We start from the raw sequence: 21,276 nt of genomic DNA, 5'->3' as shown, positions 1-21,276 counted from the left end.
CGTGGTAATCGCTTTGGTCATGAGCATGGACACGGCGACGCTCTCTAAGGGCGAGAAACGGTCGTGTAAACCGGCTGCGGCGAAAGAAACGACGCCCGGAGAAATGAAACAGGCTTTTCACGGCAATAAAGCCGTCGCACCCCTTCCCCGTCATCCTCGGGCTTGACCCGAGGATCGGATGGTCCGTCGCATTGCCGACGATCCAGGCGCACCGCCCGACCAACGCCCGGTCCTCGGGTCAAGCCCGAGGATGACGGGGCCGGATTGAGGCGTATCAGACCTTCGACAGGATCAGGGCGCCGTTGGTGCCGCCGAAGCCGAAGCTATTGGACATGACGTGGATCAGTTCGCCCTCGTGGCGCTGACGCAGGATCGGCATGCCCTCGAACGCCGGATCGAGGGTCTCGATATGGGCGCTCTCGGCGGCGAAGCCGTTCTGCATCATCAACAGGCAGTAGATGGCTTCCTGCGCCCCCGCCGCGCCGAGCGAGTGGCCCGTCAGCGACTTGGTCGAGGAGATCATCGGCATCTGGTCGCCGAAGACGGCGCGAACAGCCTCCATCTCCTTGGCGTCGCCCACGGGGGTCGAGGTGCCATGCGGGTTCAGATAGTCGATCTTCGGGTTGCCCGCCTGCTCCAGCGCGATCTTCATGCAGCGTTGGGCGCCCTCGCCCGAGGGGGCGACCATGTCATAGCCGTCGGCGTTGGCGCCGTATCCGGTGACTTCGGCGTAGATGGTGGCGCCGCGCGCCTTGGCCCGCTCGTATTCCTCCAGCACCACGATGCCCGCGCCGCCGGCGATGACGAAGCCGTCGCGATTGGCGTCATAGGCGCGGCTGGCGACCGAAGGCGTTTCGTTGAAGTCCGAAGACATGGCGCCCATGGCGTCGAACATGTTGGACATGGACCAGTCGATGTCCTCGCAGCCGCCGGCGAAGACCACGTCCTGCTTGCCCCACTGGATCTGTTCGACCCCGGCGCCGATGCAGTGGGCCGACGTCGCGCAAGCCGAGCTGATCGAATAGTTGATGCCGCGCATCTGGAACCAGGTCGACAGCACCGCCGAGGGGCCGCTGGCCATCGCCTTGGGCACCGCGAACGGGCCGATGCGCTTGGGTGCGCCCTTCTCGATGGTGGTCGCCGCCGCCTGCAGGATCACCTGGGTCGAGGGGCCGCCCTCGCCGACGATCAGGCCGATGCGGTCGTCGCGGATTTCCTCGGCCGTCATACCCGACGATTTCAGGGCCTCTTCAAAGGCGATGTGCGCCCAGGCGGTGCCGTTGGCCAGGAAGCGGGCGGCGCGCCGGTCGACCAGTTCTTCCCACGGGCCGATCCTGGGCGGCGCCCAGACCTGGCTGCGGAAGCCGTATTTGGCGTGATCGGCGGCATGGACGACGCCCGAGCGGGCTTCACGCAGGGATTGGGTCACCTCTTCGGCGCCATGGCCGATGGAGGAGACGATGCCGAGGCCGGTGACGACGACACGACGCATGGTGTTTCCTTCTTGATGCTTCCTGGCCCGAGGACCATCCGCCCTGTTCGCGGTTATATAGGGGCCTTAGCCGCCCGCCGCCTCGTCCTTGGAAGCGCCGAACAGTCCGACCCGCATATCATTGCAGGTGTAGATGACCTGGCCGTCAGCCTCCAGCACGCCGTCGGCGATGCCCATGACGAGCTTGCGGTTGATGACGCGCTTCAGATGAATCTTATAGACCACCTTTTTGATGTCGGGGGTCACCTGGCCGGTGAACTTGACCTCGCCGACGCCCAGCGCGCGGCCGCGCCCCGGTCCGCCGATCCAGCCCAGATAGAAGCCGACCAGCTGCCACATGGCGTCCAGGCCCAGGCAACCGGGCATGACCGGGTCGCCGATGAAGTGGCACTGGAAGAACCAGAGCTCGGGATTGATGTCGAGTTCCGCCTCGACATAGCCCTTGCCGTGATCGCCGCCATCGGCGTTGATCGTGACGATGCGGTCGAACATCAGCATCGGCGGGGCGGGCAGCTGGGCGTTGCCGGGCCCGAACAGCTCGCCACGGCCCGAGGCCAGCAGGGCCTCATGATCAAAGGACGAAGGATATTGGGACTGGGTCAAGGCGCTTCCGTTTTTCAAGGCGTTGCGCGCGGGTTACACGACCGCGCCGCTTCGCTCAACAGCGGCGCATCAGCCCCGCCCCGTCCCGGCGGGCCGGTTGGCGTTGCACAGGGCCCGTTCCTGGGTTCCGAACACGGCGCGCTGAGGCGCCCAGCCCTCCATCCGGCGCGCGCGGACCTTGCACCAGCCGTCCTCGCAGTCGTCCAGAGCGATCAGGGCGCGCGGCGACAGGCGGGCGCGCACCGAAGACGTCTCGGACCGGCCCGAACGGATCGGAATTTCCTCGGCCGTCGTGTTGAAGACGTAGCGGCGCCCCGACGACACCGTGCGGTGGATCCAGGCCACCGCCCCGTCGGGATCGCAGATTTTTCGCCATTCGCTGGTCTCGGCGATCACCTGAACCGGCAGGCCGGCGGCGCGATATTCCCACAGGATCGGATAATCCAGCCCCGGTCCCTGTCGCGCCCGAACGTGCGAGGACTTCAGCGAAATCCAGCGCGGCACCTCCAGGCCCGTGGGCGTGGGGCGGCCGTCGGGCATGGTCGCGCCCGCGCCAGACATCACCGCCAGGCCCATCAGGGCCAGGACCGCGACCATGCGGCGTCGCAGGCTTTGGAAGATGGCGGCGGCTTTGCTAGACACTGAATGGAACGACCCGTCGCGCGGGCTTTCGTCCCGAAGAACCGCCGCCCGCAAACCAAGGCCGAGAATGTCCGCCCGCAAGCTTAAGGTCGTATTAACCAGACGCCTGCCCGACGCGGTGGAAACGCGGATGCGCGAGCTTTTCGACGCCGAGCTGAACCTGAAGGATCAGCCGATGGACCGCGCCGCGCTTCAGGCCGCGGTCCAGCGCGCCGAGGTTCTGGTGCCCACCATCACCGACGTCATCGACGCCGACCTGATCAACGGCGCGGGCGAACAGCTGAAGATGATCGCCAATTTCGGCGCAGGCGTGGATCATATCGACATCGACGCCGCCGTGGCGCGCGGCATCATCGTCACCAACACCCCCGGCGTCCTGACCGAGGACACCGCTGACCTGGCCATGGGCCTGATTCTGGCGGTCAGCCGCCGCATCGTCGAAGGCGCCGAAGTCATCGCCGAGAACAAGTTCGAGGGCTGGACCCCGACCTGGATGTGCGGGCGCAAACTCTGGGGCAAGCGGCTGGGGATCGTCGGCATGGGCCGGATCGGTCAGGCCCTGGCCCGCCGCGCCAAGGCGTTCGGACTCCAGGTCCATTATCACAACAGAAAGCCCGTCTCGGCCCTGATCGAGGAGGAACTGGGCGCCACCTACTGGGACGATCTGGATCAGATGCTGTCGCGCATGGACATCATCTCGCTGAATTGCCCGGCGACCAAGGACACGCACCATCTGCTTTCGGCCGGACGGCTGGCCCGGCTTCAGCCCCACGCCATACTGGTCAACACCGCGCGCGGCGAACTGATCGACGAGGCGGCCCTGGCCCAGGCGGTGGCCATGCGGGCGATCTCAGGCGTCGGCCTGGACGTGTTCGAGAACGAGCCGGACATCCATCCCGGCCTGCTGGGCCAGCCCAATGTCGTGCTTCTGCCCCACCTCGGTTCGGCGACCCTTGAGGCGCGTCAGGATATGGGCGATCGGGTCATCGCCAATGTCATGACCTACCAGAACGGCCACCGTCCGCCCGACCGCGTCATCCCGGCGATGCTTTAGGCCGAGGCCAGCAACCGTTCGGCGGCGTCCGGGTATTTCTGCGCCAGTCGCGCCGCCCAGTCGTCTTTCAGCGCCAGCGACGCCCGGACCTCCCTGATTCGACGCTCGACCAGGGCGGCGGCCTCGCGGTGGGCGGGCCAGTCCATCAGGAAGCCCAGCGCCGCTTCGAAATCGGCATGGGCGGCGACGTAGGCCAGGGCGCGATCCAGCGCCTCCACGTCGTCGAAGTCCGGCAGGCGCGCCAGATAGGTCCTGAGCACAGGCGCCGACAGATCGCGTTCGAACATCACCCAGCGCAGGTCCTGCGCCTCGTCCTTGCGCCCTTCCACCTCCATCAAGTCGATCGAGGCCGCCTCCCACGCCGGCGTCAGGCGCGGGGCGCCGTCGGGCGAGCGGCCGAAGGTCCAGCGACGGTTGGCCGGCGACGGCGACAGGGCGCCTTCCAGCGCCTGACGCGCCTCGGCGATACGGCCCGCGATCAGTAGACGCCGCGCCATCGCGGCGGCGAAGTCCGGCGAACCGCGCTCCTCGGGCGTGACCAGCGACAGCCACAGGTCCAGGTCGTCCGCCCGATCAGCCAGCCGCCGCACCGCCGTCCGCAATCCCCGCGCGCCCGACGTCGCATCCAGCCGCTCCAGCAGGCGCCGCGCCAGATCGGGCGTCAGCGCCTCGCCGCCCGCCCCGATCCAGCGGGCATAGTCCATCGGATGGTCTTGAACGGCCTCGGCCAAGGCTTCGGCGACGGCGGGATCGGCCTGAACCGCCGCATCGGCCGCCTGCCACAGGGCGGGCGCCGCCGTTTCGAACACATCCGCCACCTCGCCACGCGGGTCCTTGACCCGCGATGTCAGCCCGCGAAACAGGTCGAACCAGGCCATGCGCCGCATCAGCCCCTCGGCGGGCGACAGGCGGCTCAGGGTCTCGACGCCTTCGCTCAGCACCCACAGGTCGCGCACCAGATCGGGCCGCTTTCGCCACGACACCCGCGCCCGGCTGGCGGCCATGGCGGTCAGCCGCTTGTCCAGTTCCAGCGCCAGGGCGTCAGGCCCCGCCTCGGCCGCCAGGATCAGGCGCAGGCGGCGTTTCAGGATCGGGTCTGCATCGGCCGCCTGCATCAGCAGTTCCCCCAGCCGATCCGCCCCCAGCCCGGTCAGATTGGCGGCGTTCAGACGTTTCGGCGCGGCGGGTCGTCGGGCCATCTGGCCTCCTTTTTCACAAGTCTGTCGAACGCGCCTAATACGGCTGTCGAAAACCACGGGCAGGAGCGGAACCGCCGCAGACGAACTTCGTTTCCGGCGTCCTGTCTGAGGAAGTGTTGCGTTGGACTCCTACTATTGCATCGTCAATCTGCCCGGCGTGCCGGTCAGGGACATCTGCGTTCTGGACGCCTCGAACGACCAGAACGCCAATCAGGCGCTGGACGGCGTGGCCCGCAACTGGGTCGGATACGAGACCCTGTATCTCTATTGCGGCGAACGGCTGGTGACGGTGTTAAGCAACCCCGCACTGGGTTTCGCCGCCCCTCTGGCCGATCTGGATATGGCCGACATCCGCTTCGCCAGCGCCGCCTGAGCGGTCAGCCGCCGCACACCGGACAGGTCGGATCGGCCGCGACCCGGACCGTGCGCGCTTGGCCCGCCAGACCGTCGTAAAGCAGCAGCCTACCGGTCAGGGCGTCGCCCGCGCCCGTCAGCAGCTTGATCGCCTCCAGCGCCGCCATCGAGCCGATCACCCCGGCCAGGGCGCCCACGACCCCGACGCGGGCGCAGGTTTCGGCGTCCGGCGGAATCTCGGGCACCAGGCAGCGATAACAGGGCCGGCCCGTAAACACGCCGACCTGCCCGCTCCAGCGACCCAGGGCGCCCGACACCAGGGGCCGACCCGCCGCGAAACAGGCCGCATTGACCCACAGCCGCGTCTGGAAATCGTCGGTCCCGTCCAGCACCAGATCATAGGCGCCGATCCGCTGGACGGCGTTGTCCTGCGTCAGGCGTTCGGCATGGGTTTCGACAACCACATGAGGGTTCAACCCCGTCAGCCGATCCGCCGCCGCCTCGACCTTAGGCCGCCCGACCTCGGCGGTGGAAAAGGCGATCTGGCGCTGAAGATTGGACAGGCCCACGACGTCGTCGTCGATCAGCCCCAGCGTCCCCACGCCCGCCGCCGCCAGATACAGGGCCGCCGGCGTCCCCACGCCGCCCACGCCGACGATCAGGACGCGGGCGCGCTTCAGCGCCTGCTGCCCCGGCCCGCCCACCTCGGACAGGACCAGGTGGCGCGCATAGCGTTCGACTTCGTCTTCGGAAAAGATCACGCCCCCATCTAGCGATCCCGAGAGCGGATCGCGAGGCCCGACGCTCAGACCGTGTCGGCCGCCGTCGGCGAAAGATCGGTCAGAATGCGATCCAGAACGGCCGGCACGTCTTCCCGGCCGATGTCGGCGCTCAGGAAACGCGCCGCCTCCGGCGTCGCCTCGACGCGCGCCATGGCCCAGCCGGGAAACAGCCGCGCCTCCACGGGCCGGTCGGACAGGACCGTCAGATCCGCGTGGCGTCCATCCGACCGAACCCGCGCCAGCGTCCGATCCAGATCGACCCGCGCGCCTTCCAGCACCTGCAGAAAACGCCCCTCATGCCGCATCAGAACGCCCGTCAGCTGATCTCGGCGATTATTTCGGTCCGATACGCCGATGATGTCCACCAACGGCATCAGACCCGATGCGGCGGGCCCGGCGGCCTGGCTGACATAGACGATACGAAACAAGGGCATGGACACACTCATACGCAACTGCGGGCCGCGGCCCGGGCAAGACTGCTAGGCCATGAGCGTTAACAGAATGCAGCGTCCGCGCCCTTGATCGCACGACCGGTCCTGTCCATCTGTCGGCCATGACCCGCCCCTTCGACACGACCGCCTCTTCCTTTCCCGACTGGCACGGCACGACCATTCTGGCGGTGCGCAAGAACGGGCGCACCGTGATCGCCGGCGACGGCCAGGTCTCGATGGGGCCGACCATCGTCAAGGGCGCGGCGCGCAAGGTGCGGACTCTGGCGGGGGGCAAGGTGTTGGCCGGTTTCGCAGGCGCGACCGCAGACGCCTTCACCCTGATCGAACGGCTTGAGGCCAAGCTGGAACAGTATCCGGACCAGTTGGCTCGCGCCTGCGTCGATCTGGCCAAGGACTGGCGCACCGACCGCTATCTGCGTCGGCTGGAGGCCATGCTGCTGGTGGCGGACAAGTCCTCGATCTTCACCGTCACCGGTGTCGGAGACGTGCTTGAGCCGGAATACGGCGTCGCGGCCGTGGGTTCGGGCGGCAACTACGCCTTGTCGGCCGCCCGCGCCCTGATCGAGGAAACCGAGCTGGACGCCGAACAGATCGCGCGCAAGGCGATGAAGATCGCCGCCGAAATCTGCGTCTACACCAACGGCAATCTGACGGTGGAAACCCTGGGCGACTGAGGCGTCGTCTTACAGCACGCCGGCGATCAACCCCAGGGTCTTGGCCTGCTGCGCCTCGATATACCAGTTCTCCGGCGCGCGTTTCAGAACCTCGTCCATGGTGACGGCGCTGCCGCGCACCAGGTTTTCGAAACCCTCGTCCTGAATGGCGATGGAGTGTTCCAGCTCATTCAGCATCGCCTTGACCGAGGCGATGCAGGTGGTCAGCGGGCCGGTGATGTGCAGTTGCTTGTCCATCTTGCGCTCATGGATCATCACCCGCGTCCCGCGCGTCAGATAGCGGTTTTCCACAGCGAAAAAGCTCATGAAGGTCGCGCCGGCCGAGTAGATGGCGGCCTTGCCCAGAAACACCAGCCGTCGCCCGGAATTGATGTCGCTATGGAACCGCACGTCCTCGCCCATCATCCGCGCCACCTCGGGATCGCCGCCCAGAGTGGACAGTTCGATGACCGCCAGGCCGCTGTCCGGCGCCTGGGAAAGCTGGTCCCGGAACCGGTCGTACATGGCGTAGTCCACCGCCCCGGCCAGAAGAATACGGGGCCTGTCGAAGGCGGCGGCGTCCAGCGGTCCCGTCAAGGACACGTCGGTCATCGGGTGTTCCGGGCGTCCGCCTCATCGACCGGATAGCCTTGCGCCGAGGCCCAGGATTTCGCCTCCCCCAGGGAAAAGAACGCCTGATCGAGCACCCGTCGTGCGCCCGTTTCGTCGATCAGTTCGCACTCGAACCACCGGATGGTGCGTCTGTCCGACGTATTGCAGGTGCGGGGAAAAATCAGGGCGTGCGGCGTCATGGCGTCCCAACGACACATCACCGACACAGTTCCTTCCTGCGTGGGATTTTTCCTTTCGCAACAAGATATTGCCAAGGCGAACGGCCCGACCATGCGATGAGGCGATGCGTGACGATTTGCGCCGTCGCGCCCCTTGGCTTAAGCGCGCGCCATGACTGACGAAGCCCCCATCCGCCCGCTCGCCCGTAATCCGCGCGGTTTCGCCGACAAGCGCGGGCGCGACCTGACCGCCGAACGCCGCATCGTGGCGCGCGTGTCCGAGGTCTATGAGCGCTGGGGCTTCGAGCCGCTGGAGACCCCGGCCTTCGAATACGCCGACGCCCTGGGCAAGTTCCTGCCCGACGCCGACCGTCCGAACGAAGGCGTCTTCGCGCTGCAGGATGACGCGGGTTCGGACGAACCGGGCGACTGGATGGCCCTGCGCTATGACCACACCGCGCCCCTGGCCCGGTTCGCGGCCCAGACGTGGGAGACCCTGCCCAAGCCGTTCCGCCGCTACGCCTATGGCCCCGTCTGGAGAAACGAGAAGCCCGGCCCCGGCCGTTTCCGCGAGTTCTGGCAATGCGACGCCGACACGGTCGGTTCGGACCGGCCCGAGGCGGACGCCGAAATCATCGCCATGGCCTGCGAGGGTCTGCGCGGGGCAGGACTGGATGCGGGTCAGGCGCAGATTCGCGTCTCGAACCGCAAACTGTTCGACGGCCTGTTCGACGCGGGCGGCGTGACCGAGGCGGGCCAGCGCCTGACCGCGCTGCGCGCCATCGACAAGTTCGACCGTCTGGGCTGGGACGGCGTGGTCCAACTGCTGGGCGAGGGCCGCCTGGACGAATCCGGCGACTACACCAAGGGCGCACAACTGCCCGCCAAGGTGACGGGGGCCATCGAAGCCTTCCTGGTCTCGGCCAACACGCCCGGCCTGTCGCGCGCCGAGACGCTGGACGCCGTTGCCCGTTCGGGCGATCTGGGCGCGGCGGGACAGGCGGCGCTGAATGAACTGGGTGCCATCGACCGGGCGCTGACCGCCATGCGGGTTGATCAGGACGCGGTGAAGTTCGATCCGACCATCGTGCGCGGTCTGGAATATTATACCGGGGCCGTGTTCGAGGCCGAACTGCTGCTCGACACCACCGATGACAAGGGCCGCCCGGTCCGCTTCGGCTCCATCGGCGGCGGCGGCCGTTATGACGATCTGGTCGCCCGGTTCACGGGTCAGAGCGTTCCGGCGACCGGCTTCTCCTTCGGCGTCTCGCGTCTGGCCTCGGCCCTGCGCGCGGCGGGACGGGGCGCAGAAGATGCGGTGCGCGGCCCGGTCGTGGTCATCGTCTTCTCGGAGGACGACATGGGCCATTACCTGAACGCCGTCGCTGAACTGCGCGCCGCCGGCATCGCCGCCGAGCTTTATCTGGGCCGGGCGGGCATGAAGGCCCAGATGAAATACGCCGACCGGCGCGGCGCCCCGGCCGTGGTGATTCTTGGCGGCGACGAGATCGCGGCGAACGAGGTGACCATCAAGGATCTGGACGCGGGCCGCGCCGCCGCCGCCGCCATCGCCGACAACGACGCCTGGAAGGCCGAACGTCCGGGCCAGATGAAGATCCCCCGCGAGGGTCTGCTCGCCGCCATCAGGAGCATTATCGAATAAGCTTCGATAATTATGGGGCGGCGAAATGGGTTATCATCGATAAGTCGAAGAAAGTTCGACTCTGGCGAAATGCGCCGTTGACGCCCGACCTGCCCTTGCGTCAAATGAACTCACTCGAGGGCAAGCGTTGCTCAAGCGCGCAGCACTCGAAGGCGTTTCGGGGAGGAAACGTCCGCTCTTTAAAGAGCAAGATAGCCCGCTGCGATGTATCCCCCGCAGCGGGCTTTTCTATGCCTGAAATCCAGATCCGCCCTGGTCTCGACGCCCATAGAATCCGCGCCTTCACCGTGCGTCGGCCATGAAAAAGGCCGGGGCGGACCCCGGCCTTTTCCGTCTATCGAAGACCCGTCGCTTACCAGAGGCGAACGCGCTGGTCCGGCGTCAGATAGTATTTCGTGCCGGGCTGGACGTCGAAGGCGTCGTACCAGGCGTCGACGTTGCGCAGCGGGCCGATGACGCGGAACTGGGCGGCCGAGTGCGGGTCGGTGGCGACCTGCTGCTTCAGCGCCTCGTCGCGATACTTCGACTGCCAGACCTGGGCCCAGCCGTAGAAGAAGCGCTGGTCGCCGGTCGTGCCGTCGATCACCGGCGCGGCCTGACCGTTCAGCGACAGGTGATAGGCCTCCAGACCCACGGCCACGCCCGAGGCGTCGCCGATGTTCTCGCCCATCGTCAGGCCGGGGTTGATATGATAGCCGGCGATCGGCTCATAGGTGGCGTATTGCTCGCCCAGGCGCGTGGTCAGGGCCTCGAACCGGGCCTTGTCCTCAGGCGTCCACCAGTTGCGCAGCACGCCGTCGCCGTCGGACTTGGAGCCCTGGTCGTCGAAGCCGTGGCCGATCTCGTGGCCGATCACGCCGCCGATGCCGCCATAGTTGACCGCCGCATCGCCGTTCGGATCGAAGAAGGGCGGCTGCAGGATGGCCGCCGGGAAGACGATCTCGTTATTGGCCGAGTTGTAGTAGGCGTTGACCGTCTGCGGGGTCATGCCCCACTCCGACTTGTCGACCGGCTCGTTCAGGCGCGACAGATCATAGTTCCATTCGAACAGGCCGCGACGCTCGGCGTTGCCGACCAGGTCGTCGGCGCGGATGTCCAGGCCGGAATAGTCGCGCCACTTGTCGGGATAGCCGATCTTGACGGTGAATTTGCGCAGCTTCTCCTGCGCCGCCGCCTTGGTCTCAGCCCCCATCCAGGTCAGGTTCTCGATCCGGCGCGACAGGGCGGTGCGCAGATTGGCGACCAGTTCTTCCATCTTGGCCTTGGATTCGGCCGGGAAATACTGGGCGACATAGAGACGGCCCGTCGCCTCGCCCAGCGAACCCTCGGCGAAGGAGATGGCGCGCTTCTCGCGGGTGCGCTGCTCGGGCTGGCCCGACAGGTCGCGCGAACGGAACTCCCACTGGGCGTCCGAGAACCGCTTGGACATCAGGGGCGCCATGTCGTCGGCGGTGTGGAAGGCTTCCCACGCCTGCAACAGGGCCACCGGCGTCTCGGCGTAGATGGCCGCGATCTTGGGCATGGCCGTGTCCTGGCGCACGATCAGGCGCGGCACGCCCCCCAGTTCGGCGGCGTCGTAATAGGCCTGCCATTCGAAGCCCGGCGCCTGCTGGGCCAGCTGGGCGATGGTGAATTCGTTATAGGTCTTGTCGCGATTGCGGTTCTCGACCGGGGTCCAGTGGGCTTCGGCGATCTTCTGTTCCAGCGCCACGATCTGGGCGGCGGTCTCGGTCGGGTCAGCCCAGCCGATCATCGTCAGCATACGGCCGACATAGGCCTGATACTTCTCCTTCTTGTCCGCATAGCGGGCGTCCAGATAGTAATCGCGGTTCGGCAGGCCCAGGCCTGACTGGCCGGTCGAGACGACGTAGCGGGTCGGCTGTTTCGCATCGATGGTGATGCCGGTGCCGAAGAAGGACGAACCGAAGCGGCCGACCGTCTGGCCCATATAGACGGCCATCTTGTCATGGCTGTCGGCGGCGCGGATCGCGGCCAGATAGGGTTGCAGCGGCTGGGCGTCCAGCTGCTCGATGCGCGCCTCGTCGATGTAGGAGCGATAGGCGTCGGCGATCTTGGCCTCGTCCGAACCGGCGGCCAGATCGCGACGCGCGGCCAGACCCGTCACCAGTTCCTTCATGCGGTTGTCGGACAGTTCGCGCAGCAGGGCGAACGAGCCGTAGCTGGTGCGGTCCGACGGAATGACCAGCTTCTCCAGCGCCTTGCCGTTGGCGTATTCGAAGAAGTCGTCGCCAGGCTTCACCGCAGTGTCGCGGCCCGCCATGTCGAAGCCCCAGGTTCCGTAACGCGGCGCCGTCGTGCCCTGCCAGCCGGCGGCGGTCTCCTCGCCCGAGAACAGGGAGACGATCGAGCAGGTCTCGTCGATGCAGGCGTGGTCGTGGTCGGCGTCTTGAGCGAAGGCGGCGCTGGCGGGCAGCAGAAGGGCGCCGACGGCGGCGCCGATAAGCAGTCGTTTCATCACTGGGTCCTGGGCTCCGCCCCGAAAATGGGCGGTTCGGCGCGGACCCTAGACCCAGACAGGGGGCTGTCGCCTTAAAAAAAATTCATGAAAGCGCTGCGACGTCTCGCCACAGTCGCCGGTTCGGGGTCAGATGAGACGACCACGGAGGGGCGATGCACGGACACGGCGCAGACTATAAGGACCTGGTGGTCTTCCTGGCCGCGGCGGGGGTCATGGTGCCCCTGGTCAACCGGCTGAAGATCAGCCCGGTGCTGGGCTTCCTGGCGGCCGGCGTCGTTCTGGGACCGGACGGTCTGGCCCGGTTCGCCCACGCCCTGCCCTTCCTGTCCTATTTCACCATCAGCGATCCGGGTCAGCTGGCGCAGCTGTCCGAGCTAGGCGTGGCCTTCCTGTTGTTCATGATCGGGCTGGAGCTGTCGTGGGAGCGGCTGCGCGCCATGCGCCGCCTGGTCTTCGGCCTGGGGATGATGCAGGTCGGGGTCTGCGCCGCCGTGATCGGGGGCGGCTTCCTGTTGATCGGCCAGACCCTGGCCAGCGCGGCGGTGCTGGGCATGGGACTGGCCCTGTCCTCGACCGCCGTGGTCATGCCGGTGTTGGCCGAGCGCGGGCGGCTGAAGGGCGTGGTCGGCCGTTCGACCTTCGCCATACTCCTGGCCCAGGACCTGTCGGTCGCGCCCATTCTGATCACCGTCACCGTCCTGGCCGCCGTGGCCCAGCAGGGCGGGGCGCTGGACGCCGCCATCCTGGGCCGGTCGCTGTTCACCCTGATCCCGGCGGCGGTCGGCCTGGGGCTTCTGGTGCTGCTGGGTCGGGTGGTGCTGCGTCCCATGTTCCGGTCGGTGGCCAAGGCGAGAAAGGCGGCCCAGGGGGGCGAACTGTTCGTCGCCGCCAGTCTGCTGGTCGTGGTCGGGGCCGGTCTGGCGGCCCAGGCCAGCGGCCTGTCCATGAGCATCGGCGCCCTGGTCGCGGGCATTCTTCTGGCCGAGACCGAGTTCCGGCGCGAGGTCGAGGTGTCGATCGAACCGTTCAAGGGCCTGCTGCTGGGCGTCTTTTTCGTCGGCGTCGGACTGGGGCTGGACCTGGACGCCATCGCCGCCGATCCCGTCGGGGTGTTCGGCCTGGCCCTGGCCCTGACGGCGGTCAAGACCGGCGTCATCTTCGCCCTGGCGCGGTTGTGGGGATTAGGCGCGCGGCCGGCGCTGGAAACGGCCCTGGTCCTGGCCCCGGCGGGCGAGTTCGCCTTCGTGATCTTCGCCACCGGCATGGTCGAAGGCCTGGCCCCGCCCGGTCTGACCAACGCCGTCGCCCTGTCGGCGACCGTCAGCATCTTCTCCATTCCGCTGCTGGCCATGATCGGTCAGAAACTGGCGAAACGGCCCGAACAGGATTCGACGGCCCTGCCCGATATTCCCGCACCGACGGGGGCGGACGGCGCCGTCATCATCGTCGGTTTCGGTCGGGTGGGCCGTCTGATCGGCGAGATGCTGAAGGCGCATGATCAGGCCTTCATCGCCCTGGACACCGACGCCGCCGCCGTCGCCGCCGGTCGTCGCGACGGGTTCGAGGTCTTCTATGGCGACGCCGGACGACGCGAGATGCTGCAGCATTGCGGCATCCAGTCGACCCGCGCCCTGATCGTGACCATGGACGCCCCCGCCAAGGTGGACGAGGTGGTCCAGACCGCGCGGGCGATGCGCGACGACCTGATCCTGATCGCCCGCGCCCGCGACGACCAGCACGCCATGCGTCTCTACGGCCTGGGCGTCACCGACGCCGTGCCGGAGACGACCGAGGCCAGTCTGCAGCTGGCCGAAAACACCCTGGTCGACCTGGGCGTGCCCATGGGTCTGGTCCTGGCCTCGATCCACGAACGGCGCGATCAGTTCAGAAGGGCGTTCCAGGCGGCGACGCCGGCGGAGCGTCGCAACCGCCCCAGCCGCGCCCTGCGCCGCACGGCCCGCGCTTTTCGTCCGGAACCCGCGCCGACTAAGGATTGACACCTATGGTCGTATGGCGGACCCATTTTCGTCATGGTTCCGTGATGCAAGCGCTGTTACGCCTTTGCCGCCTTCATGGCGCAGAACGCGCTTGTCCGTCCCGCCGTCGGGCCGCGATCTTCACCTCAAGTCGCTTTCGGGCTATCCGCAGCGTCCGAGACTTAAAGTAGAGTAAAAGCCTGATTTCATGACAGATACCGTCGCAACCCTCGCCGTCGAACCTCGCTTGAACCGCCGCCAGGTCGCCAAGATCCGCACACGGCAAAAGGTTCTGGACGCCGCCCGCTCGCTGTTCGCCGAGCGGGGCTACGAGCCCGCCACCATCCGCGACATCGCCAAGGGCGCGGGCATGTCCACCGGCGCCGTCTTCGCCAACTTCCAAGACAAGGCCGAACTGTTCGAGGCCGTCCTGACCGAGGACATGACGCGCCTGGCCGAGGTGGTCGAAGCCGCCGCCCCCGAGGGCGAGCCCGTCCGCCAGCGTCTGCTCAGCGCCCTGACCGCCGGCTATCAGTCGTCGCTGGACCAACTGCCGCTGTTCCAGGCCATTGTCGCCCGCTCCTGGTTCCAGCCCCTGGCCGCCGAGATGCGCGCCCGCGCCGCGACCAAGAACCTGCTGCTGGCCATCGGCGGCATTCTCCAGGGCGCCGTCGCCAAGAACGAGCTGAACAAGGACGCCGACATCCGTCTGTTGGTCGAGCTGATCTGGGACGCCTATCTGTCCAACTATCGCCGCGCCGCCTACGACGATTGGGATGCGCAGGCCCTGTCGGACCATATGGGCAAACAGATCGACGTGATCCTGGCCGGCGCGCTTGCCGCCAAATAGGCCTGCCTTGGCAAGTCTCTAAAGCCGATAAGTCGAAAGGCCGGGTCCGCCAGCGCGGGTCCGGCCTTTTCTCATGTCAGACGCGGCGCTTCAGGGTGACGTAGAAGGCGCCGTTTCCGCCGTGCCGCTGATGGGCGACGGTGAAGCCGGATACGACGCCGCGCAGGGCGGGCGACTGCATCCATTCGGCGAAGGCCGCGCGGATCACCCCGCCGCCCATCCGGCCCTGGCCGGTGATGACCAGAACCGCCCGCATCCCGCGCGCCTGGCATGATGTCAGGAAGCCGCGCAGTTGATCCTCGGCCTCGAAACGGCCGAAGCCGTGCAGATCGATGCGCGCCTCGATGGGGTCGCGCTCGCGCGACAGCCGCTGCTTGCGACGCGGCTCCAGATTTTCCGGCGCCGGCTTGGGCCGTGTCGGAGAGACGCGCTTTTTATCGACGGGCGCGGCCGGCGCCGGCCGCGGAGCCGACGACTTCGGCGGCGGTCGCAGAGAGGCTTTTGGCTCAGATGCGATCACGGGAGGTTGCGTCTCGCCGCCCGGCGTGACGCGGGCGGCCTTTCTCGCGCGCGGAGGGACGACCGAGTTGGACACCCGGGTCCAGATGCGACGGTCCTCGGGCGTCAGTCCGTCAGCGTCGCGTCCCGTCCCCTTTCGCCTCATGGCGTCTCGTCGTCCTCGAAAACGTCGCCCGGCCCCGGTTCGTGCGCCAGAAGGTCGCCGGGCTGACATTCCAGTTCGCGGCACAGGGCGTCCAGGGTCGAAAACCGCACCGCGCGCGCCTTGCCCGTCTTCAGGATCGACAGATTGGCCACCGTCACGCCCACCCGATCCGCCAGTTCGGTCAGGGACATGCGGCGTTCGACGAGAACGCGGTCGAGCTGGACGCGAATGGCCATGCGGAAATCCTAGTCGAAACGGCTTAGATCGTCAGTTCGGATTCGCGGCGCAGGCGCGCGCCCTCGCGGAACACCTCCGCCAGCACGAAGACGATCAGAACGGAGAAGATGGGGGTCAGCAGTTCGCCCAGACCTTGCGGGTCCATCACCCCGGGCGCCAGCCGCTTGGCCACGAACCCCTGCGCCAGCCAGACGCCGCCGGTCACCACCGCCAGGGTCAGGCCGATCTGACGCAGACGGCGCACATTGTCGGGCTGGAAGGGGTCGCCCATGGTCAGGGTGCGGATGATGCGGCGCAGGCTGCGCAGGATCAGCATGAAACCGCCGAAATAGGCCGTCGCGGCGCCCAGACCGAACAGCAAAAGCGTGCGCGTCAGCGGCAGCTGCTTGCCCCCGGCGTCGCCGCTGACGGTGATGTTCACATTGTCCAGAGGGATGAAGATGGCCGCGATCACCAGCAGCAGCAAAAGCCCGGTGATCAGCCACAACAGCACATAGGCCACGTCCAGCACCATCTTCAGCACGCTGGACACCGACCCCGGCCCCATGGCCTTCAACCACGTCAGGGATCGCGCCTCGCCTCGCTTCGTCGGATATCGCGGCGTCGGCAGGCGCATGGCGGGTCTGGTCTCAGGTCTGAAGAAGGCGGGCGGCGACCGCGCGGGGTCCAAAGAACCCGCGCGCGGCTCTATACATCGCGGTCTTCATGCGGATCGTCAAAACTCTCGTGATCGAAATGGCGTAAGGATCAGAAGGCTTGCATCAGCACGGTGACGAAGGCGGTCGGCAGGGCGGCGATCAGAACCGTGGTGACGAAAGCAGCGCCGACCTTGTCCAGCCACATCGAGGTGTTCATCGTATGCATCTTATTTCTCCGTCTTTCCTGAAGGGCGATTATCGCCCCGTTTGTTTTTAGATCGCATGAATGTTTCGGATTTGGCCGAACTCAAGAACGTTGCGACCTCGTTCTTGATGATCAAGAGATAGGCCGTGCGACGCGGAAAGACACGTTACATATCGTTTAACGATATTAAACTTTGGCAATAGACCGTTTCAACGGCAGGAGCATCGATGAACCTCAAGCTAATCAAGGGGATGCGGATCGTCGTCGCGACCCATAATCCCGGCAAGGTCCCGGAAATCTCGGCGCTGCTCGGCGGAGATTACGAGATCGTCACCGCAGGCCAGCTGAACCTGCCCGAGCCGGACGAGACCGAGACCACCTTCGCGGGCAACGCCATGCTCAAGGCGCGCCATGCGGCGGAGCGGTCGGCCGAGGTGTCGCTGGCCGATGATTCCGGCCTTTCGGTCGCGGCCCTGGACGGGGCGCCGGGCATCTTCTCCGCGCGCTGGGCCGGGCCAGGCAAGGATTTCGCCGTCGCCATGAGCAAGGTGGAGCAGCGGCTGGAGGAGATCGGGGCCGCCGACCGCACCGCCTGGTTCACCTCGGCCCTGGCCGTCGCCTGGCCCGACGGACCGTGCGTGGTGGTGGAGGGCGTGGTCGATGGCCATCTGACCTTCCCGCCGCGGGGCGCGCGGGGTTTCGGCTACGACCCCCTGTTCATCCCCAACGGCGGCGCCCTGACGTTCGGGGAAATGGAGCCGGCGGCCAAGGACGCGATCAGCCACCGCACCCGCGCCTTCGAAAAACTGAGGGCCGCCCTGATTGACTGACGCATCGCGGCTTGACCGGGGGCCGCCTGACCCGGGCTCGGATGTCGCCCTCTATATCCACTGGCCCTATTGTTCGCGCATCTGCCCCTATTGCGACTTCAACGTCGTGCGTGACCGGGGGCGGGCGGCGGAGCAGGGCGGGCTGGTTGAGGCCATCCTGGCGGACCTTCAGGCCCAGCGGGCGCTGACCGGCCCCCGGCGGCTGGCCTCCATCTTCTTCGGGGGCGGCACCCCCTCTCTGATGCCGCCCGAGGCCGTGGCCCGCATCGTGGAGACGGCCAAACGCCTCTACACCCCCGCGGGCGCGATCGAAATCACGCTTGAAGCCAATCCCACCGACGCCGAGGCCGCCCGCTTCGCCGCCCTGGCCCAGGCCGGAATCAATCGCCTGTCGATGGGGGTCCAGGCGCTGGACGACGACGCCCTGCGTTTTCTGGGCCGGGACCATTCGGCGGCCGAGGCGTATCGCGCGGTCGATCTGGCGCGCCGGGCCTTCGATCGGCTGTCCATCGACCTGATCTACGCCCGGCCGGATCAGACGCCGCAGGATTGGAGCGCCGAACTGACCGCCGCCCTCGACCTCGGGTTCGAACACGTCTCGCCCTATCAACTGACCATAGAACCGACCACCGCCTTCGGCCGGGCCTTTGTGCGGGGAACCCTTACCCCGCCCGACGAAGACGTCGCCGCCGCCCTGTATGAGACGACACAGGCGGTTCTGTCGGAGGCCGGCTTCGACGCCTATGAGGTGTCCAACCATGCGCGCGGTCCGGACGCCCGGTCGGCGCACAATCTGCATGTCTGGCGCGGCGGCGACTATCTGGGCCTCGGCCCCGGCGCCCACGGGCGGCTAACGCTGGACGGGACCAGGACCGCCACCGTCGCCCACCGCCGCATCGCCGACTATGCGTCCGGCGTAGAGGCGTCGACGCCCTGGTCGGACCGCGAAATCCTGTCGCCCGCCGACGCGGCCGAGGAGCGGTTCCTTCTGGCGCTCCGCACCACCGAGGGGGCGCCGGCCGCCCTTCTGACCACTCTGGGCTTGGCGCCCGAGACGGCGCCCGTCGCGGACCTGATCGCCGACGGCTTCCTGACGCTGCGCCACGGCCGGCTGATCGCCACCGACCGGGGCCGGCCCGTCCTGGACGGCGTGCTGAAGGCGCTTCTGACTTAGAGCTCGCATCCAATGGCGTTGGATTGATTGTTTGTGACTCAAACTTTTGAGGATGCTTGGGTCATGGCGGCCATTTCGGGTTGTCGGACAAGCAATTTGCGGTGATCGAACCGCACATTCCAAGGTCTACACAGGCAAGCGGCGCGTCGATAATCGCTGGATGATCGCCGGGATTGTGCGTCGGCTTCGTGAAGGCCGTCGCTGGCAAGCTCTATGCAAACTTCCCGTTCGCTTGCGCTCGTGTATCAAGCGCGGTTTCGAGCCTTTAAACGCGCGCTAGATGCAATAAAGGTCGTCAACTCGAAAGCCCTCCAACAACCGTCAGAGCAATGCGCTGCCATCTGGCCAGCATCGGATTCGAGGCCGTCATCCCCTCGACCAACTCGAGAAAAGCCCGATCTCGCACGATCTCCTGCTCTACAAACTACCCAACTGTATCGAGCGCTGCTTCAACAAGTTCAAGCATTTCCAACGCTTCGCCACGCAGTTCGACAAGCAGGCGCGACCTGAAGAAGCCACGACATAGATGTCTTTAATAGGTGATTTTGGGCCAACGATTCGCCGCCTTATGCGCCCAGCCTTGAAGGTACTCGCACTTCAGGAACACACATCGCAAGGCCTGGTGTTTTCTCTGGTTGCCCGACCGCTTTCCTCTAGGCTATCGGCGCACGTCCGCCAGCGCCCGCGCTGTAGTCAGCAAAGCATCACGTTGGCGCTTGCCCATCTTGTCATAAAGGCCAGCGAGTTCACCCAGCACATCCTGGCGTCCAGGCTGTGCTTCGTCGACTTCGGTTTTGGGATAAAAGTCGGTGATCGAGCAGTTCAGCGCCGCTGCGGCACGGGCGAGCGTCGAGGCCGCCATGCGGTTCACGCCCTTCTCGTATTTCTGGACTTGCTGAAACGTCACACCGAGCGCACCGGCCAGTTCAGCCTGAGTCAGTCGAGCCGTGGCGCGAAGGGCTTTGAGTTGCGCCCCCACATGAATGTCGATTGGGTCGAGGTCGTCACGTTGCATCGTCATCGGCATAATCCCATCGTGGCCAGTCCGCTTCTATAACGAAGGTTGTCTGGCGCGCCAGATGACGCCCGCCAAAAGTGCGGCGATGACCGCGATGTTCCAGACATAATAGGCTGATACATAGGCCCACTGCTCCAACGCTCGATTACTGGCGAAAGCGTAGTGGGTGGCCAGGATCAACAGCTGGAACCCCGCAGCCGGCTGGGTCCAGCGTCGGCCGGATCGCAGGGCCGCGTACAGCAGGAACAGGAACACCATTCCGTCGGACACAACAGCCACCCAGGGGATTTGGCGACGATCGAACGGGCCGAGAGCCGTCAAAAGCCAAGCGAGAACAAGCACGCTTGCGACCGCCCGCTCCCACCATCCCCCTCGCCAGATGGCGAGTGTCGTGGCGACGATCAGAAATCCCAGGGTGATGAGGTATATGGGCGACATAGCCCCATCACCCTGTATGATTCAGGCTGCGTCCTCAACGACGCGCAGTCCCGTCGCTTTGGTCACGCGCGGCACAGGCTCGTCTTGCTTGTCCAATCCGCCCAGTCGAACGGAGCGGAATCTGGTGCGCCCTTTCACTTCGGCGAGCGCCTCGTGCAAGTCCACCATCGCGCTCTGGGCCTCAATCTGTGCGGCGAGAGCTCGGGCCAGGGCATCGAAGGCCGGCTGACCCACCGTCGCAGACAGGCCGGCTTCCCGGCGGCTGCGCGTCATGACCTGAGTCAGACGGCCAAGGCGTTGAATGGATTGGTCCTGCCCGGCCTCGGCTTGAAGCAGGGCGTGTTGAAGGCGAGCGGCTATGGCCGTCGCCTGGTCGGCGCGTTTCATGTCTATGGTCCGATGATGAGCCGAGGTTCAGCCGCCGTAGCGCAGTTTCTGCAACAAGAGGGCGAACTGTTCTGCCCCGGCGAGGGCGGTTACAATCCAGGCTGCAGCGGCTGCGACGCCGAAGACAACGAGGATGCTGCCGAGTTGCCGGTAGCCGATATCGACGGGCTGAACTTCACGTCCATCATGGCCGAGGCGATATAGAACACTTCGGTCATGACTGCGCCGGGCGTCAGAAAGATCGCTTGCTTGCGCGTCCCGTCCACCAGGTGTCGAACCATCATCCGTTTCGTATCCGTCGTCGCCAGACCCATGAGAATGGTTTCCATTTCGCGCCAGCTGACCGGCGGAATGGTGTCGTCGATAAGCGTCATGAGGCCTCCCTTCAGCCGCCTCATTCCGCTCGCCCACCGTCGTTGCGGCCATTGGGAGCGTCTCGGGGTGCGAATTTGTCGGTGTGGTTTCTGACGCCGCCAGCACGAGGGCGGCGGCGATCCGGCTCTCCACCTGAAGCTTGCGCGCCGCGTTCTCACAGTGTTTGTCCACCGTGCCAGGCTTGATGCCGAGCGCTCGGGCGATCTGTTTGGAATTATGGTGTGCGTGAACCAGCCGCAGGCATTCCCGTTCGCGCTCCGTCAGCATCTCCATGGACTGCGGCAAAGGCTCTACGTCTCCTCGACATCCATTGAACTTTC

At 66.4% G+C, this 21,276-nt stretch carries 24 protein-coding genes; 8 read left to right on the top strand and 16 right to left on the bottom strand.

Annotation, left to right across the window (positions count from 1 at the left end; genetic code table 11):
- Window positions 1–274: 274 nt before the first annotated feature.
- From fabB to P0Y50_05875, 3 genes are all read right to left on the bottom strand, one after another.
- Window positions 275–1,492 (bottom strand): beta-ketoacyl-ACP synthase I, encoded by a 1,218-nt coding sequence (gene fabB, locus P0Y50_05885; GenBank protein WEK41135.1) that lies wholly within the window; start codon window positions 1,490–1,492, stop codon window positions 275–277.
- Between the two features lie 66 nt (window positions 1,493–1,558).
- Complete coding sequence (gene fabA / locus P0Y50_05880; protein ID WEK41134.1) at window positions 1,559–2,095, bottom strand: 3-hydroxyacyl-[acyl-carrier-protein] dehydratase FabA; 537 nt, start codon at window positions 2,093–2,095, stop codon at window positions 1,559–1,561.
- 69 nt (window positions 2,096–2,164) lie between these two features.
- Window positions 2,165–2,737, bottom strand: a complete 573-nt coding sequence (locus P0Y50_05875) for an SH3 domain-containing protein (GenBank protein ID WEK41133.1) — start codon at window positions 2,735–2,737, stop codon at window positions 2,165–2,167.
- A gap of 67 nt (window positions 2,738–2,804) precedes the next feature.
- Here P0Y50_05875 and P0Y50_05870 point away from each other — a divergent pair, with 67 nt between their 5' ends.
- Window positions 2,805–3,791, top strand: a complete 987-nt coding sequence (locus P0Y50_05870; protein WEK41132.1) for a D-glycerate dehydrogenase — start codon at window positions 2,805–2,807, stop codon at window positions 3,789–3,791.
- Here P0Y50_05870 and P0Y50_05865 read toward each other — a convergent pair.
- Window positions 3,788–4,990, bottom strand: coding sequence for a hypothetical protein (locus P0Y50_05865; GenBank protein WEK41131.1), 1,203 nt, complete (start codon window positions 4,988–4,990; stop codon window positions 3,788–3,790). The two genes, P0Y50_05870 and P0Y50_05865, sit on opposite strands and share 4 nt — an antisense overlap.
- Before the next feature lie 121 nt (window positions 4,991–5,111).
- On the opposite strand from P0Y50_05865, the gene P0Y50_05860 reads away from it, so the two are divergent.
- The gene (locus P0Y50_05860) at window positions 5,112–5,363 is read left to right on the top strand and encodes a hypothetical protein (protein ID WEK41130.1); all 252 of its coding nucleotides are present in this window, start codon (window positions 5,112–5,114) and stop codon (window positions 5,361–5,363) included.
- Window positions 5,364–5,367: 4 nt separating this feature from the next.
- On the opposite strand, the gene moeB is transcribed toward P0Y50_05860, so the two are convergent.
- Together moeB and P0Y50_05850 are read right to left on the bottom strand one after the other, a co-directional pair.
- Window positions 5,368–6,105 carry a molybdopterin-synthase adenylyltransferase MoeB gene (gene moeB, locus P0Y50_05855; GenBank protein WEK41129.1) on the bottom strand — a complete coding sequence of 246 codons (738 nt, stop codon included), beginning with the start codon at window positions 6,103–6,105 and terminating at the stop codon, window positions 5,368–5,370.
- Window positions 6,106–6,149: 44 nt separating this feature from the next.
- Window positions 6,150–6,560, bottom strand: coding sequence for a BLUF domain-containing protein (locus P0Y50_05850; protein WEK41128.1), 411 nt, complete (start codon window positions 6,558–6,560; stop codon window positions 6,150–6,152).
- 119 nt (window positions 6,561–6,679) lie between these two features.
- Here P0Y50_05850 and hslV point away from each other — a divergent pair, with 119 nt between their 5' ends.
- Window positions 6,680–7,252 carry an ATP-dependent protease subunit HslV gene (gene hslV / locus P0Y50_05845; protein WEK41127.1) on the top strand — a complete coding sequence of 191 codons (573 nt, stop codon included), beginning with the start codon at window positions 6,680–6,682 and terminating at the stop codon, window positions 7,250–7,252.
- Window positions 7,253–7,261: 9 nt separating this feature from the next.
- On the opposite strand, the gene P0Y50_05840 is transcribed toward hslV, so the two are convergent.
- The gene (locus tag P0Y50_05840) at window positions 7,262–7,843 is read right to left on the bottom strand and encodes a peptidase S14 (GenBank protein WEK41126.1); all 582 of its coding nucleotides are present in this window, start codon (window positions 7,841–7,843) and stop codon (window positions 7,262–7,264) included.
- Window positions 7,840–8,061: a hypothetical protein gene (locus P0Y50_05835; protein WEK41534.1), complete on the bottom strand. Its 222-nt coding sequence runs from the start codon at window positions 8,059–8,061 to the stop codon at window positions 7,840–7,842. Before P0Y50_05835 ends, P0Y50_05840 begins: the two co-directional genes overlap by 4 nt.
- 133 nt (window positions 8,062–8,194) lie before the next feature.
- Between P0Y50_05835 and hisS the strand changes: the two genes are divergently transcribed.
- On the top strand, window positions 8,195–9,685 hold the full coding sequence (gene hisS, locus P0Y50_05830; GenBank protein WEK41125.1) for a histidine--tRNA ligase: 1,491 nt from the start codon (window positions 8,195–8,197) through the stop codon (window positions 9,683–9,685).
- 352 nt (window positions 9,686–10,037) lie between these two features.
- Here the strand turns inward: hisS and P0Y50_05825 are convergent, their stop codons facing one another.
- On the bottom strand, window positions 10,038–12,161 hold the full coding sequence (locus P0Y50_05825; protein WEK41124.1) for a peptidase M13: 2,124 nt from the start codon (window positions 12,159–12,161) through the stop codon (window positions 10,038–10,040).
- Between the two features lie 155 nt (window positions 12,162–12,316).
- Between P0Y50_05825 and P0Y50_05820 the strand changes: the two genes are divergently transcribed.
- Together P0Y50_05820 and P0Y50_05815 are read left to right on the top strand one after the other, a co-directional pair.
- Window positions 12,317–14,161, top strand: coding sequence for a cation:proton antiporter (locus tag P0Y50_05820; protein WEK41123.1), 1,845 nt, complete (start codon window positions 12,317–12,319; stop codon window positions 14,159–14,161).
- A 187-nt stretch (window positions 14,162–14,348) separates the two neighbouring features.
- Entirely contained in the window at window positions 14,349–14,990 is a 642-nt protein-coding gene (locus P0Y50_05815) for a TetR/AcrR family transcriptional regulator (protein WEK41122.1), read from the top strand.
- A gap of 76 nt (window positions 14,991–15,066) precedes the next feature.
- Here the strand turns inward: P0Y50_05815 and P0Y50_05810 are convergent, their stop codons facing one another.
- The 3 genes from P0Y50_05810 to P0Y50_05800 are packed head-to-tail and all read right to left on the bottom strand — an operon-like array spanning window position 15,067 to window position 16,507.
- The gene (locus tag P0Y50_05810; GenBank protein ID WEK41121.1) at window positions 15,067–15,654 is read right to left on the bottom strand and encodes a Smr/MutS family protein; all 588 of its coding nucleotides are present in this window, start codon (window positions 15,652–15,654) and stop codon (window positions 15,067–15,069) included.
- On the bottom strand, window positions 15,651–15,890 hold the full coding sequence (locus P0Y50_05805) for a helix-turn-helix transcriptional regulator (GenBank protein ID WEK41120.1): 240 nt from the start codon (window positions 15,888–15,890) through the stop codon (window positions 15,651–15,653). The genes P0Y50_05810 and P0Y50_05805 overlap by 4 nt, the downstream gene beginning before the upstream one ends.
- Window positions 15,891–15,913: 23 nt before the next feature.
- The gene (locus tag P0Y50_05800; protein ID WEK41119.1) at window positions 15,914–16,507 is read right to left on the bottom strand and encodes a DUF2975 domain-containing protein; all 594 of its coding nucleotides are present in this window, start codon (window positions 16,505–16,507) and stop codon (window positions 15,914–15,916) included.
- Window positions 16,508–16,961: 454 nt separating this feature from the next.
- On the opposite strand from P0Y50_05800, the gene rdgB reads away from it, so the two are divergent.
- Both rdgB and hemW read left to right on the top strand, forming a co-directional pair.
- Window positions 16,962–17,564 carry an RdgB/HAM1 family non-canonical purine NTP pyrophosphatase gene (rdgB, locus tag P0Y50_05795; protein ID WEK41118.1) on the top strand — a complete coding sequence of 201 codons (603 nt, stop codon included), beginning with the start codon at window positions 16,962–16,964 and terminating at the stop codon, window positions 17,562–17,564.
- Complete coding sequence (gene hemW / locus P0Y50_05790) at window positions 17,557–18,738, top strand: radical SAM family heme chaperone HemW (protein ID WEK41117.1); 1,182 nt, start codon at window positions 17,557–17,559, stop codon at window positions 18,736–18,738. Before rdgB ends, hemW begins: the two co-directional genes overlap by 8 nt.
- 658 nt (window positions 18,739–19,396) lie before the next feature.
- Here hemW and P0Y50_05785 read toward each other — a convergent pair.
- The 4 genes from P0Y50_05785 to P0Y50_05770 all read right to left on the bottom strand — a co-directional run bounded on the left by P0Y50_05785 (window position 19,397) and on the right by P0Y50_05770 (window position 21,229).
- Window positions 19,397–19,759: a helix-turn-helix transcriptional regulator gene (locus tag P0Y50_05785; GenBank protein ID WEK41116.1), complete on the bottom strand. Its 363-nt coding sequence runs from the start codon at window positions 19,757–19,759 to the stop codon at window positions 19,397–19,399.
- Window positions 19,760–19,789: 30 nt separating this feature from the next.
- Window positions 19,790–20,035 (bottom strand): hypothetical protein, encoded by a 246-nt coding sequence (locus P0Y50_05780; GenBank protein WEK41115.1) that lies wholly within the window; start codon window positions 20,033–20,035, stop codon window positions 19,790–19,792.
- A gap of 180 nt (window positions 20,036–20,215) precedes the next feature.
- Window positions 20,216–20,581: a hypothetical protein gene (locus tag P0Y50_05775; protein WEK41114.1), complete on the bottom strand. Its 366-nt coding sequence runs from the start codon at window positions 20,579–20,581 to the stop codon at window positions 20,216–20,218.
- Between the two features lie 27 nt (window positions 20,582–20,608).
- The gene (locus P0Y50_05770) at window positions 20,609–21,229 is read right to left on the bottom strand and encodes a helix-turn-helix transcriptional regulator (protein ID WEK41113.1); all 621 of its coding nucleotides are present in this window, start codon (window positions 21,227–21,229) and stop codon (window positions 20,609–20,611) included.
- Window positions 21,230–21,276 lie beyond the last annotated feature (47 nt).

This window comes from Candidatus Brevundimonas colombiensis (genome assembly GCA_029202665.1).
Classification (GTDB): Bacteria; Pseudomonadota; Alphaproteobacteria; order Caulobacterales; family Caulobacteraceae; genus Brevundimonas; species Brevundimonas colombiensis.
Note: the sequence above shows the minus strand (reverse complement) of the source record. Positions and strands in the feature narration are given on the sequence as shown.

Bases quoted from the DNA above. Each gene is read 5' to 3' on its own strand.
- P0Y50_05810 (WEK41121.1), bottom strand. From the start codon at position 15,654: ATGAGGCGAAAGGGGACGGGACGCGACGCTGACGGACTGACGCCCGAG.
- P0Y50_05850 (WEK41128.1), bottom strand. From the start codon at position 6,560: ATGCCCTTGTTTCGTATCGTCTATGTCAGCCAGGCCGCCGGGCCCGCC.
- P0Y50_05870 (WEK41132.1), top strand. From the start codon at position 2,805: ATGTCCGCCCGCAAGCTTAAGGTCGTATTAACCAGACGCCTGCCCGAC.
- P0Y50_05785 (WEK41116.1), bottom strand. From the start codon at position 19,759: ATGACGATGCAACGTGACGACCTCGACCCAATCGACATTCATGTGGGG.
- P0Y50_05865 (WEK41131.1), bottom strand. From the start codon at position 4,990: ATGGCCCGACGACCCGCCGCGCCGAAACGTCTGAACGCCGCCAATCTG.
- P0Y50_05820 (WEK41123.1), top strand. From the start codon at position 12,317: ATGCACGGACACGGCGCAGACTATAAGGACCTGGTGGTCTTCCTGGCC.
- P0Y50_05825 (WEK41124.1), bottom strand. From the start codon at position 12,161: ATGAAACGACTGCTTATCGGCGCCGCCGTCGGCGCCCTTCTGCTGCCC.
- P0Y50_05775 (WEK41114.1), bottom strand. From the start codon at position 20,581: ATGAAACGCGCCGACCAGGCGACGGCCATAGCCGCTCGCCTTCAACAC.
- P0Y50_05805 (WEK41120.1), bottom strand. From the start codon at position 15,890: ATGGCCATTCGCGTCCAGCTCGACCGCGTTCTCGTCGAACGCCGCATG.
- fabB (WEK41135.1), bottom strand. From the start codon at position 1,492: ATGCGTCGTGTCGTCGTCACCGGCCTCGGCATCGTCTCCTCCATCGGC.
- P0Y50_05815 (WEK41122.1), top strand. From the start codon at position 14,349: ATGACAGATACCGTCGCAACCCTCGCCGTCGAACCTCGCTTGAACCGC.
- P0Y50_05800 (WEK41119.1), bottom strand. From the start codon at position 16,507: ATGCGCCTGCCGACGCCGCGATATCCGACGAAGCGAGGCGAGGCGCGA.
- P0Y50_05835 (WEK41534.1), bottom strand. From the start codon at position 8,061: ATGTGTCGTTGGGACGCCATGACGCCGCACGCCCTGATTTTTCCCCGC.
- hslV (WEK41127.1), top strand. From the start codon at position 6,680: ATGACCCGCCCCTTCGACACGACCGCCTCTTCCTTTCCCGACTGGCAC.
- hisS (WEK41125.1), top strand. From the start codon at position 8,195: ATGACTGACGAAGCCCCCATCCGCCCGCTCGCCCGTAATCCGCGCGGT.
- P0Y50_05840 (WEK41126.1), bottom strand. From the start codon at position 7,843: ATGACCGACGTGTCCTTGACGGGACCGCTGGACGCCGCCGCCTTCGAC.
- P0Y50_05770 (WEK41113.1), bottom strand. From the start codon at position 21,229: ATGGAGATGCTGACGGAGCGCGAACGGGAATGCCTGCGGCTGGTTCAC.
- rdgB (WEK41118.1), top strand. From the start codon at position 16,962: ATGAACCTCAAGCTAATCAAGGGGATGCGGATCGTCGTCGCGACCCAT.